The following is a 12443-nucleotide window of genomic DNA, read 5'->3' on the forward strand; positions in this document are numbered from 1 at the left end:
GGGGCCGGGTTCCGGAAACTCATTTCATCAGCGTTTTGCTGTTCAGTTTTCAAGGTTCATGGTGTTGTTGTCGTTGTTTGACAGCGACCTTACTAATATAACACGCTGCGCAATGTAAGTCAACAACTTTTTAAAACTTAATTTGTTTCGTTTGCTGCGGTGTCCGTATCGGAAACGCAACGTTGATAACTATACCACCGCAAAATGAACTGCGCAAGCCCAAAAATCATAGTCGGAATCTTTCATTTCACCGGGCAATTCAGTACACCTTCCTCTTCCCGGACAATATAAAAAACGCCTGTCTTCCCACAGAGGGAAAACAGGCGCAAACCACTCAGTCTTTCTTGCGCATCTGCGGGAACAGCAGGACGTCGCGGATCGACGGGGAGTCGGTCAGCAGCATGATCAGCCGGTCGATGCCGATGCCGAGTCCGCCTGTCGGCGGCATGCCGTACTCGAGCGCTTCGATGAAGTCGTCATCCATCTCATGCGCCTCATCGTTGCCCTGCTCCTTCTCGACCATCTGCGCCTCGAAGCGCTCGCGCTGGTCGATCGGGTCGTTCAGTTCCGTAAATGCGTTTGCGTGCTCCCGGCGCACGATAAACAGTTCGAAGCGGTCTGTGAACCGCTCGTCATCCGGGTTTTTTTTCGCCAGCGGGGAAATCTCGACAGGATGTCCGTAAACGAATGTCGGCTGGACAAGCTCTTCCTCGACCTTCTGCTCAAAGAACTCATTCAGGATGTGGCCGACTTCCATCGTCGGCTTCACTTCGACGCCATGCTCTTTCGCAAGTGCGTGGGCCTCTTCCTGCGTCATCTGCTTCCAGAAGTCGACGCCCGTATACTCCTTGACAATGTCGGCCATGTGGACCCGTTTCCAGCCCGGAGACAGATCGATCTCTTCACCGGCGTAGGTCACTTTCGTCGTGCCGAGCACTTCCTGAGCGGCATTGGAGATGATATTCTCCGTCAGTTCCATGATGTCTCTGTAGTCGGCATACGCCTCGTACAGCTCGAGCATCGTGAATTCCGGGTTGTGGCGTGTCGAGATGCCTTCATTGCGGAAGACACGTCCGATCTCATAAACCTTTTCCAGTCCGCCGACGATCAGGCGCTTCAGGTGCAGCTCAATCGCGATCCTCATATAGAGTTCCATGTCGAGTGCATTGTGGTGGGTAATGAACGGACGGGCCGCCGCACCGCCGGCGATGCTGTGGAGCATCGGGGTCTCGACTTCCAGATAGCCCTGGCCGTCCAGGTAGTGGCGGATCGAGCGGATGATCTTGCTTCGGATAATGAAGGTCTCTTTGCTTTCCTCTGAAGTGATCAGGTCCAGGTAGCGCTGGCGGTAGCGCTGTTCGACGTCCTTCAGTCCATGGAACTTGTCCGGCAGCGGCCGGAGTGCCTTTGTCAGGAACGTGAAACTGTTTGCCCGGACGGACAGTTCGCCTACCTTCGTCCTGAACACGGTGCCGGTCACGCCGATGATATCACCGAGGTCCGCTCCCGTGAACAGCTCATAGGCATCCTCGCCGATGTCGTCTTTGCGGACATAGATCTGGATCTGCCCGTCCAGGTCCTGGACATGCGCAAATCCGGCCTTGCCCTTGCCGCGCTTGGTCATGATCCGTCCTGCAATCGACACTTCATGCGACTCTGCTTCCAGTTCCTCTTTTGTTTTCTCCCCGAAGTCTTCTTTAATACAGGAAGTGAGGTGTGTCCGCTCAAAGCGGGAACCGAACGGATCCAGTCCCTTTTCCCTTATCTCCGTCATTTTCTCGCGTCTGACCACGAGCTGGTCATTTAATTCGTCCAGGTGCGACATGCTTTCCTCTCCTTTGTCAGTCCGTACACAGGGTTTACAGTCATGCGTTCATTGTACACAATCCATGCTGTTTCTTCACATATATTTACCCCGAAAGAAGCCTCCCGGCGTTTCCTCAATAGAAAAGCCGCCACAAAAGTGGCAGCCCCATTCCATCAGACGGCGCTTGCGGCAGCCGGTTCGCTTTCCATTTCCTTCGCAAAGCCGAGAAGAAGCGTCTTCAGCTCGTCCCCTGTCTCCGCCTGGTTGATCCCCTTGCGGATCCCCGCATTTGCCCGGATGCCCTTCAGGTACCATGATGCATGCTTGCGCATCTCGCGCACCGCGACGTATTCGCCCTTCAGGTTCACAAGGCGGTCGAAGTGCAACAGGCAGACGTCGATCTTCTCCTTCACCGACGGCATCCCGATCAGCTCCCCGGTTTCGAGGTACTTGACCGTACGGTAGATCATCCATGGGTCGCCGAGGGCCGCGCGGCCGATCATGACGCCGTCGACGCCCGTCTCATCCAGCATGCGCCCGGCATCCTGCGGCGTCTCGACGTCGCCGTTGCCGATCACCGGAATATTCACCGCTTCCTTCATCTTGCGGATCCAGCTCCAGTTTGCCTTGCCTTCGTACAATTGCACGCGCGTGCGGCCATGGACGGCAATGGCCGCTCCGCCTGCCGCTTCGACGGCTTTGGCATTTTCGACTCCATAGAGATGGTCTTCATCCCAGCCGATGCGCATCTTGACGCTGACCGGCTTGTCCACGGCACTCACGACTGCGGATACCATTTCGTGAATCTTGTCCGGGTCGAGCAGCCACTTGGCCCCCGCCTCGCACCGGATGATCTTATTGACCGGGCAGCCCATATTGATATCGATGATGTCGGCATTGGAATACTTGTCGACATACCTGGCCGCCTCGACGAGGTTTTCCTTGTCGCCGCCGAAAATCTGAAGCGAAAGCGGATATTCGCGCTCATCGATGTACAGCATCTCCATCGTCTTCTCATTCCGCTGGTTGATGCCCTTGTCGCTGATCATCTCGGCATATACGAGACCCGCGCCGAACTCCTTGACCGTCAGCCGGAACGCGGAGTTGCAGACGCCCGCCATCGGAGCGAGGACCACACGGTTGTCCATCGTGATGTCCCCGATCTTGAACGGCTTGCGTGTTTGGTTCATTTCATTTCCTCCTGCCTTGCCCGGATTCGGGGCAAACTGCTGTATAGGAAACCGGATCACTCACCCTCCAGGAAAGCGGCCGGTCCTTGAATCGTTTTATAAAGCCGGATCCCGTCCTCGAGGTCGACTCCGGGAAAATCCGGGAAGCGTTTCTTGAGCGTAGCCAGAATTCCCGGATCCGTCTCAAGGAGCGGCACGAGAACGAACGCCCGCTCATGCATGCGCGGATGAGGGACGATCAGTTTCTCCGTTTCCATATTTTCATCATTGAACAGCAGAATGTCAAGGTCACACACCCTCGGCCCCCAGCGCACCGTCCTCACTCGGCCGATCTCCGCCTCGATCCCGAGGCACGCATCCAGGAGCTCCTCCGCCGGGAGCGAAGTTCTGAGCCGGAATACCATATTGAGAAACGGCGCCTGGTCCTCAAACCCGACCGGATCGGTCTCATAGATGGAAGAAAGGCGGTCCAGTTCCGTGCCGGGAAGGCTGTTTAGCCTGACAGCCGCTTCGCGCAGGTAAGCCTCGCGGTCCCCCATATTGGAACCGGCGGACAGATAGGCTGTGTTCATGAGAACCGCCCTCTGGTAATATCCACTTCGACCGCACGGTAATGGCCCGGGATCGGAGGGTCGGGCTTGATGACGCGCACCCGGCATCCTTCGACCTTGTCCCCGAAGCCCGTGAGGATTGCCGAAGCGATCCGCTCCGCGACAGCCTCGATCAGCTTCACGGGCTCGCCTTCCACGATCTCCTTCACGACCGCATACGCCTCCGCGTAGTTCACGGTCTTGTCCAGGTCATCCGTGACTCCCGCTTCTTCCAGGCTGACGGCAAGGGAAAGCGAGACCGTGAACCGCTGGCCGATCTTCGTTTCTTCCGGCAGTGCGCCGTGGTAGCCGTAGAACTGCATCTCATGCAGGTGAATGTAATCCATCACAAGTCTCCTTTGTATGCCGACTTGCCCGTCAGCACGTCCATCATCCTTGTCATGCGGGTGATTTCCTTCACGTCATGGACGCGCACCATATGGCAGCCCTTGCCGACTCCGTAGCAGACCGTCGCACCCGTGCCTTCCATCCGTTCATCCACCGGAAGGTCCAGGATGTTGCCGATCATGCGCTTGCGGGATGTGGCGAGCAGCACAGGGTAGCCCATCGCGACAAGATCGTCCAGATGCTGCATCATGAGGATGTTTTCATTTGTCGACTTGGCGAAGCCGATCCCCGGGTCCAGCCAGATGTTTCGGTCGCTGATGCCGGCACCTTTTGCGATTCTGATGCTTTCTTCCAGATCCGCCTTGGCGTCCGGCCAGAAATCATTGTAATCCGCCTCTTCCCGGTTGTGCATGAGGATGATCGGCACGTCCCGGTCAGCGGCAAGTCTGGCGATGTCCGGCTCCCGCTTGGCTCCCCAGATATCGTTGATGATATGTGCACCCGCATCGAGCGCACCCTCGGCCACTTCCGCCTTGTACGTGTCGACCGACAGGCAGATGCCTTCCTCGTCCTTTAGCCGTTCAATCACCGGGACGATCCGGGACAGTTCCTCATCCACCGAGATAACGGTATGCCCGGGCCTCGTCGACTCTCCGCCGATGTCAATGATCTTCGCCCCTTCATCCCTCATCTGAAGCGCCTTTCGGACCGCGTCTTCTGTCCCGTTGTGGCGCCCCCCGTCAGAAAAAGAGTCGGGCGTCACATTCAGGATGCCCATGACCACCGTTTCTTTATTGAAGTCCATGGACGCGCCGCCGATCTGATAGCGGCCGTCGCTGCCGTTTAAGCTCATGCTGCCATACCTCCAGTTTACTGCGGCTCCCTGCCGCTCTTCCCCTCATCTTACAGCGGACCGGTGGTGTTTTTCCATAGAGAAGCCGGGAAAACGCGCAAAAGAAAAAGAGGGCCGGGGCCCCCTTTTCGGAATTTACCATGTTGATCAGTCGAACTGGTAGAGCGGTGTGCTCAGGTAGCGCTCGCCGTTGGACGGAAGGATGGCAACGACTGTCTTGCCTTTGCCGAGCTTTTTCGCCGTTTCAAGCGCTGCGTAGATGGCTGCGCCGGAAGAGACGCCGCCGAGGATGCCTTCCTGCCGTGCGGCCTTGCGTGCCGTGTCATAAGCATCCTCATCGGATACCTGAATGATTTCGTCATAAATATCTGTGTCGAGAACCTTTGGAACGAAACCGGCACCAATCCCCTGGATTTTGTGCGGGCCGGACTGGCCGCCGGAAAGGACCGGGGACTTTTCCGGCTCAACCGCGATGATCTTCACTTCAGGGAAGCGTTCTTTCAGGACGCCGCCCGCACCGGTGATGGTTCCGCCTGTGCCGATGCCGGAGATGAATGCATCGACCTGGTCAAGGGAATCCGCGATTTCCGGACCTGTCGTCAGGCGGTGGACTTCCGGGTTTGAGAAGTTTTCGAACTGCTGGGGAAGGAACCAGCCATTTTGTTCGGCCAGTTCATTCGCTTTGGCGATGGCGCCTTTCATGCCGTCCGCTCCCGGCGTGAGCACGAGTTCCGCACCATACGCGCGGAGAAGGTTCCGCCGCTCCATGCTCATCGTGTCCGGCATGACGATGACCGTCTTATAGCCTTTGGCCGCAGCGACCATGGCAAGGCCGATCCCCGTGTTTCCGCTGGTCGGCTCGATAATGGTGCCGCCTTCCTTCAGCTTGCCTTCTTTTTCTGCCTGCTCGACCATCGCAAGCGCAATCCGGTCCTTGACGCTGCTGCCCGGGTTGAAGTACTCCAGCTTCAGATAGATGTCTGCATCATTTTCCCCCGTCAGGCGGTTTACCTTGACGAGCGGAGTCTGATGGATGAGATCTGTAATCGAATTTCCTACTCGCGTTTTCATCCCGATCACTCCAATCCCTATCATTCCAATAGGCTTTATTTCCTACATGATATCAATGTATGCGCAAAGGTGTCAATCAGTACGATTCCACATTTTGCTCCTTAATTCCTGCATATTGATTCTTTTACTGAATATCCTCGGGATTTCCGCTGGCGGGGTCTTCGGCTAACACTTTCCCCGCAGGACAGAGAAACTTCCTCGAATTCGCCTCGCACGAAGGAAATGCGAAACATTTTCGAGGAGTCTCGGACCCTCCGCTCCAATCCGCCCATAGTATCAAGGAAAACGAATCCACCCCCACACTCTCTGTTTAATAATGATTCATTTTGAAACGTAAAAAGCACGCCCGCAGGCATGCTTTTAAACTTGCTTATTCTTTGCCGTAAATCCATTCCGCCCCGAATTCTTCCCAGAATGCTTCAGGGGTGACGGACTGCGGGAGCTGCTCGATGGCGAGTTCCCGGCGGATCTGGTCTTTGACTTCCTTGTACTTAAACAGGCGGCCTTCGGCGGCGTCTGTGACTTTTACGAGTGCGACCGTCCCGTCAGCCAGTGCGATCGGGCCGGCGGTTTCACCGGCCTTCATGCCGCTGACCGCCTTGACGATCGCCGGATCGACGTTTTCCGAAGACTCGCTGATATAGCCGAGTTCTCCGCCGAGGCTCCCGGAAACGCGGTCGATTGACCGTTCGCGTGCCAGCGCTTCAAACGATGACCCGCTTTCCAGTTCACCGAGCGCCTTTTCGGCCTCCGACTGGTCCTGCAGGATAATGGCCGCCGTCCTGTACGACGGCTTTACATCATACAGCGACTCGTTTTTCCTGTAATAGTCTTCGACCGCCTCGTCCTCGATGATGACATCTTTCGTCAGCACCTTTTCGAGAATTAGCCGGGACTTCACCTGCCTGCGGAGGGGCTCGCCCGTCAGCTCACCGGTTCCTTCGCCGCCTGCACGCAGCATGGCGATCTCCAGATCAATTTCGTCATCAGTGACTTTGATGCCGTATTCCTCCGCGGCCGCCTCCATCACTTTCTGGTTGACGAGCTCACGGAGCGCCTCGCGGCCGACACGCTCTTCCATGGCCGCCACCCACTCCTCGTGCGTGACGGTCTCCTTCCCGACAGATGCCACCTGTTCCCCGGTGCCCGCGGATTTCACACTGCCGCCGTCCTTTGTCATCCAGAGCGTGAACCAGAGCAGGTTGCCCGCCAGAAGGATCCCGAGGACGGCAAGCACCGGCTTTGTCTTCAGGCGGCGTTTGCGTACCGGCTGTTCCGGCTCAGTTCTTGTCCTTCTCATCGGTCAGAAATCCTCTCAGCTCGTCTTCGGAGAACTGGTATTTCTCAAGGCAGAAGTGGCACTGCGCCTCGGCTCCGTGGTCTTCTTCGATCATCTCGCGGATTTCCTGGTTGCCAAGCCCTTTGATTGCGTTGCCGAACCGCTCCTTGGAGCAGTCGCATTCGAATGAGACCGGCATCGTGTCGATAAACCGGACATTCTCTGTGCCGAGCACTTCCTGCAGAATCTCTTCGGGTGTCAGGCCGTCTTCAATCTGCCGGGATACGGGACGGGCTTTCGTGATCTGCTCCTCGAGGAGGGTGATCGTTTCGTCGGATGCCCCCGGCATGACCTGAATGATGAAGCCGCCGGCCGCCTTGACGGTATTATCGGGATTCACGAGAACTCCGAGTGCGACTGCGGACGGGACCTGCTCGGAAACGGTCAGGTACTGTGTAAAGTCTTCGGCGATCTCGCCGGAAACGATCGGCACTTGCCCCGTAAAGTGGTCGCGGAGACCCAAATCCTTCACGACGGAAAACATCCCTTCCGTCCCGACAGCGCGGCGGACGTCAAGCTTGCCCTGGCTGTTCAGGTCAAAGTGAACATACGGATCCGAAATATATCCGCGGACATGGCCGTTCGCATCAGCGTCAGCCAGGATGGCACCCGCGGGGCCGCCCCCTTCGATTTTGACGGTCAGCTTGCCGTCACCTTTCAGCATCGAGCCGAGCATGACCGTACCTGTCAGTGTCCGGCCGAGCGCGGCAGTCGCTGTCGGCCAGGCCTGGTGGCGGCGCTGCGCTTCGGCCGCGGTCTCCGTAGTCCGCGCGCCCATGACGCGGATCGTTCCTTCAAAAGCCAGGCCTTTCACGATGTAATCAGACATATGATCCATCTCCTTCATTCATTGGTTGCGGTCGTAAATCATCTTGAGTCCCTTGAGCGTCAGATGGCTATCGACGGTGTCGATGGCATCTGTTTCGCTGGCGATCAGCGGTGCTAGTCCGCCTGTTGCGATGACTTTCGGATCTGTGCCCGCCATTTCCTTGATGCGGACGATCAGGCCCTCCACCTGGCCGACATAGCCGTAGACGATCCCGGCCTGCATAGCTGCGACCGTGTTTTTTCCGAGGACGCTTTCCGGACGGACGAGTTCCACACGCGGCAGCTTGGAAGCGCGCTCGAACAGTGCTTCGGTCGATATGCCGATTCCCGGTGCGATGACGCCGCCCATGTATTCCTTTTTGTCATTGATGTAGCAGAAGGTTGTCGCTGTTCCGAAATCGACGATGATGAGCGGGATGCCGTACTCATGGATGCCGGCGACCGCATTGACGATCCGGTCGGCGCCGACCTCGCGCGGATTTTCGTATTTGATGTTCAGGCCTGTCTTGACCCCGGGCCCGACGACGAGCGGTGTCAGGCCAAAGTACTTCTCGCACATATGCTCAAGCGCGAACATGATCGGCGGCACGACGGACGAGATGATGATGCCCTCGACCGCATCCATGTCAAGGCCCGCATGGGTGAACAGCGACTTCACCTGCATGCCGAACTCGTCTTCCGTCTTCCGGCGGTCGGTGCCCATCCGCCATTGGTATTTAAGCTCGTCACCTTTGTATACACCAAGGACAATATTTGTATTCCCGGTATCCATTACCAGAATCATGGCCATTCCTCACTTATTCATTCGAGTGTCCGTAACATCATATCACAACCGCTGCCGGCATAAAAAGCCGGCGCCCCCAAAATGGGACGCCGGTCTGACTGGCTTATTCGATTCCTGGTCCCTTCCGGTCTTCGCGGATCGGTCCCTGAGGTGTCTCAGTGTTGGAGCCGTCTTCCTGCGGGAGGTCACCCGATGAAGGATCGTACGGCGCGCCGGTCGAATCCGGCGTCGCTTCGGCTTCCGGCTCCTGCCCCTGTTCGTCAAGCGGCTCCGGAAGTCTGCCGTGCTCTTCGAGGTGCTTGATGTCCCGGGCGTCGAGCGTCTCTTTCTCGAGAAGCGTGTTCGCAATGAGATCAAGCAGCCCGCGGCGCTCGGTCAGGATCTTCTTCGTACGTGCGTACTGCTCTTTGATCATATCCATCATTTCCTGGTCGATCTCGTAGGCGATCTTGTCGGAGTAGTTCTGCTCCGATCCGATGTCCCGGCCGAGGAAGACGTTGCCGCCCTGGCTCTGTCCGTACTGCATCGGGCCGAGCTTGTCACTCATGCCGTACTCGGTGACCATCTGGCGGACAATGCCTGTTGCGCGCTGGAAGTCATTGTGCGCGCCGGTCGAGACTTCGCCGAAGACAATGTCTTCCGCGGCACGGCCGCCGAGGAGTCCGGATACCTTGTCAAGGAGTTCAGGCTTCGTCATGAAGTAGCGGTCCTCTTTAGGAAGCATGACCGCATACCCGCCGGCCTGGCCGCGAGGGACGATGGTCACTTTGTGGACCATTTCCGCTTCGTCGAGCGTCAGGCCGATGACCACGTGGCCGGCTTCGTGGAATGCGACGATTTTGCGTTCCTTCTCAGAAATGACACGGCTCTTCTTGGCCGGTCCCGCAATGACGCGGTCCGTCGCTTCGTCGATGTCGGTCATGTCGATCTTTTTCTTGTTGCGGCGTGCCGCGACAAGGGCCGCCTCGTTGAGGAGGTTTTCAAGATCCGCACCGGAGAAGCCCGGCGTGCGGGCAGCAATGGCCTTCAGGTCAACAGAGTCCGCAAGCGGCTTGTTGCGGGCGTGCACTTTCAGGACCGCTTCGCGTCCCTTCACATCCGGACGGCCGACCGTGATCTGGCGGTCGAAACGTCCCGGACGGAGAAGCGCCGGGTCGAGAATATCCGGACGGTTTGTCGCGGCGATGATGATGATGCCTTCGTTTTCGCCGAAGCCGTCCATTTCAACGAGGAGCTGGTTCAGCGTCTGCTCGCGCTCATCATGGCCGCCGAGGCCGGCGCCGCGCTGGCGACCGACTGCGTCAATCTCATCGATAAAGATGATACAAGGCGCATTTTTCTTCGCGTTTTCGAAAAGGTCCCGCACTCGGGATGCGCCGACACCGACGAACATCTCAACAAAGTCCGAACCGGAGATCGAGAAGAACGGCACACCGGCTTCCCCGGCAACCGCACGGGCGAGGAGTGTCTTACCGGTACCCGGAGGCCCGACAAGGAGAATCCCTTTAGGGATGCGCGCACCGATGCTGTCGAACTTGGAAGGGTCCTTCAGGAAGTCGACGACCTCGACCAGTTCCGCTTTTTCTTCATCGGCGCCGGCCACGTCGTTGAAGGTGACCTTTTTCTTCTCTTCGCTATACAGCTTGGCTTTGCTCTTGCCGAAGTTCATGACCCGGTTGCCGCCGCCCTGTGCCTGGTTCAGCAGGAAGAAGAAGAGGATGATGATGATGATGAACGGAATGAGCCCTGTCAGGAACTGGACCCAGCCGCTTGATTGAGGTGCAGGCAGGAAGGTGATCTTGGTGTCGGACTGGTCCGCCACGCGGTCGATCTCATTCATGAGCTGCTCGTTGTCCGGCGGGATGTTGACGATGAAGGTTTCGCCTTCCTTGGCGTCATTCATCGTCCCCCGGACCTCGTACACCAGCTGGTTTGGCTGGATGGTCGCCTCATTGATGTCCCCTTCGGACAGAGCCGTCAGGAACTCGTTATACGTCAGATTTTTCGTTTGTGTATTCGGGTTATTGAACGAACCAAAGATCCCCATGATTACGAGGAAAATCAGGCCGTACAAGATGGTATACCTTAATATTCGGTTCATCCCGGACCTCCTCACCATTAAAAGAAAACTATAGTAAATCTTATCATAGGACCCCACCGCCGCCAAAAGAAAAGGCTTTGGCTGGAAATGGTCCGCGGAACACGATCCAAAACCCTCTACCGGCAATTTGCTTCTTGCTTAACCGTACGTCAGAACGAGTAAATCTCTTTTTTCAGGACGCCGATGTACGGGAGGTTCCGGTACTTTTCCGCGTAGTCGAGGCCATAGCCGACGACGAATGCATCCGGAACTTCAAACCCGACCATATCCGCCTTCAGGTCCACCTTGCGGCCGGTCGGCTTGTCGAGCAGTGTGACGATCTTGATGGAGTTCGCCTTCCTGTACTTGAGAAGGTCGATCAGGTAGCTGAGCGTCTTGCCGCTGTCGATGATGTCCTCGATGATCAGCACGTCACGCCCCTCGACGCTTGTGTTCAGGTCCTTGACGATCTTTACTTCGCCTGAAGATACGGTCGCATTGCCGTAGCTGGAGACGTCCATGAAGTCGATCTCGATATAACCGTCAAATCGCTTGATCAGGTCGCTCATGAACGGAAGCGCGCCCTTCAGCACACCGATTGCGAGCGGGAACTTTCCTTCGTACTCTTTTGTGAGCGCCGCCCCGAGCTCGGCGATTTTCTCCTGGAGCTCCTCCTCCGAAATAAGAATCTGTTCAATATCGTTTCCAATCATGTGGTTTCCTCCTGTGCGTGGTCCGCGCGGCTTGGATCCTGCGCTTGCTCCACGATGAATATGTACGGGCCGCCCGTGCGGCCGTCCCGGGTGAATCCCCTGCCGTACCGGGCGCCCGGGACCGCGACAACGCGTCCGTCCGCTGCGGTGACGACAGGCCACGAAGCCCTCATGCCCCGCGGTATCTTGCCGTCGATGAAGATCCGTGACACTTTCTTCGGTTCGGCCATGTTCGGAAGGAGGATCCGGTCACCCGCACGCGGCGGGCGCACCGAGAGCGGCGGCCTGGCCGCTTCCTCCCCGAAATACAGCACCTCCCGGCCGGGTGCGGGTTCCGGCTCCGGAACCGATTCCCGGTCCGACCAGAACAGCCGGATCCCGGATCCCGCCGTCACCCAGCGGCCGGCCGGCAGCGGCGTCTCCCCGGCCGTACCATGAGCTTCCTTCCCGGCTTTCCGGAACACGGCCCTTCCGTATTCCCGCTCCAGCCGGAAACCGTCCGGGAGATCGACCGAACCGCTCCCTTCCGTGCGCGTCAGCTGGCTGAGGATCAGCGATTCCAGGCGCGCGCCGGAGGGATGCCGATCCGAAAAGTATAGATAGTCTAATAGTATGGGAATCATACGCCTTTGTAAAGCGGAGGGCACGCGGGAGAAGGCTTCTGTCATTACAGCCAGCCCGCCCCCGGGGAAGGGTTCCGAGATCTCCTTCCACACTTCCCTGGCCTGCCCTTCGAGGTAGGCCCCGTCCGCCCTCCTGGCCAGGTCCCACTCGGCGACATGGCGTGCCGCCCCGGGGTATTCCTCCCGGATCAGCGGAACGATGCGCTGGCGGAACCGG

The 12443-nt window shown here is 57.7% G+C and carries 12 protein-coding genes; all 12 read right to left on the bottom strand.

Annotated elements, in window-relative coordinates; all coding sequences use genetic code 11:
• Window positions 1-334: 334 nt before the first annotated feature.
• Window positions 335-1825 carry a lysine--tRNA ligase gene (gene lysS / locus C772_RS15770; protein ID WP_008301564.1) on the bottom strand — a complete coding sequence of 497 codons (1491 nt, stop codon included), beginning with the start codon at window positions 1823-1825 and terminating at the stop codon, window positions 335-337.
• A gap of 155 nt (window positions 1826-1980) precedes the next feature.
• Entirely contained in the window at window positions 1981-2997 is a 1017-nt protein-coding gene (gene dusB / locus C772_RS15775; RefSeq protein ID WP_008301566.1) for a tRNA dihydrouridine synthase DusB, read from the bottom strand.
• Between the two features lie 56 nt (window positions 2998-3053).
• A complete protein-coding gene (folK, locus tag C772_RS15780) occupies window positions 3054-3569 on the bottom strand; it encodes a 2-amino-4-hydroxy-6-hydroxymethyldihydropteridine diphosphokinase (protein WP_008301569.1) in 516 nt (171 codons plus the stop codon).
• Window positions 3566-3934, bottom strand: coding sequence for a dihydroneopterin aldolase (gene folB / locus C772_RS15785; RefSeq protein WP_008301571.1), 369 nt, complete (start codon window positions 3932-3934; stop codon window positions 3566-3568). Before folB ends, folK begins: the two co-directional genes overlap by 4 nt.
• Window positions 3934-4788 (bottom strand): dihydropteroate synthase, encoded by an 855-nt coding sequence (folP, locus tag C772_RS15790; protein WP_008301573.1) that lies wholly within the window; start codon window positions 4786-4788, stop codon window positions 3934-3936. Before folP ends, folB begins: the two co-directional genes overlap by 1 nt.
• A gap of 147 nt (window positions 4789-4935) precedes the next feature.
• Window positions 4936-5859: a cysteine synthase A gene (gene cysK, locus C772_RS15795; RefSeq protein WP_008301575.1), complete on the bottom strand. Its 924-nt coding sequence runs from the start codon at window positions 5857-5859 to the stop codon at window positions 4936-4938.
• Window positions 5860-6229: 370 nt separating this feature from the next.
• Entirely contained in the window at window positions 6230-7159 is a 930-nt protein-coding gene (locus tag C772_RS15800; RefSeq protein ID WP_008301578.1) for a peptidyl-prolyl cis-trans isomerase, read from the bottom strand.
• Window positions 7140-8027 carry an Hsp33 family molecular chaperone HslO gene (gene hslO, locus C772_RS15805; protein ID WP_008301579.1) on the bottom strand — a complete coding sequence of 296 codons (888 nt, stop codon included), beginning with the start codon at window positions 8025-8027 and terminating at the stop codon, window positions 7140-7142. Before hslO ends, C772_RS15800 begins: the two co-directional genes overlap by 20 nt.
• Before the next feature lie 18 nt (window positions 8028-8045).
• On the bottom strand, window positions 8046-8810 hold the full coding sequence (locus tag C772_RS15810; protein WP_008301581.1) for a type III pantothenate kinase: 765 nt from the start codon (window positions 8808-8810) through the stop codon (window positions 8046-8048).
• 103 nt (window positions 8811-8913) lie between these two features.
• A complete protein-coding gene (ftsH, locus tag C772_RS15815) occupies window positions 8914-10911 on the bottom strand; it encodes an ATP-dependent zinc metalloprotease FtsH (protein ID WP_008301583.1) in 1998 nt (665 codons plus the stop codon).
• A gap of 149 nt (window positions 10912-11060) precedes the next feature.
• Window positions 11061-11603 carry a hypoxanthine phosphoribosyltransferase gene (gene hpt, locus C772_RS15820; protein ID WP_008301585.1) on the bottom strand — a complete coding sequence of 181 codons (543 nt, stop codon included), beginning with the start codon at window positions 11601-11603 and terminating at the stop codon, window positions 11061-11063.
• A partial coding sequence (gene tilS, locus C772_RS16225) for a tRNA lysidine(34) synthetase TilS (RefSeq protein ID WP_152419794.1) occupies window positions 11600-12443 on the bottom strand: 844 nt, incomplete at its 5' end. The genes tilS and hpt, both read right to left, overlap by 4 nt.

Origin of the sequence: Bhargavaea cecembensis DSE10 (assembly GCF_000348905.1) — a bacterium.
Lineage (GTDB): Bacteria > Bacillota > Bacilli > Bacillales_A > Planococcaceae > Bhargavaea > Bhargavaea cecembensis.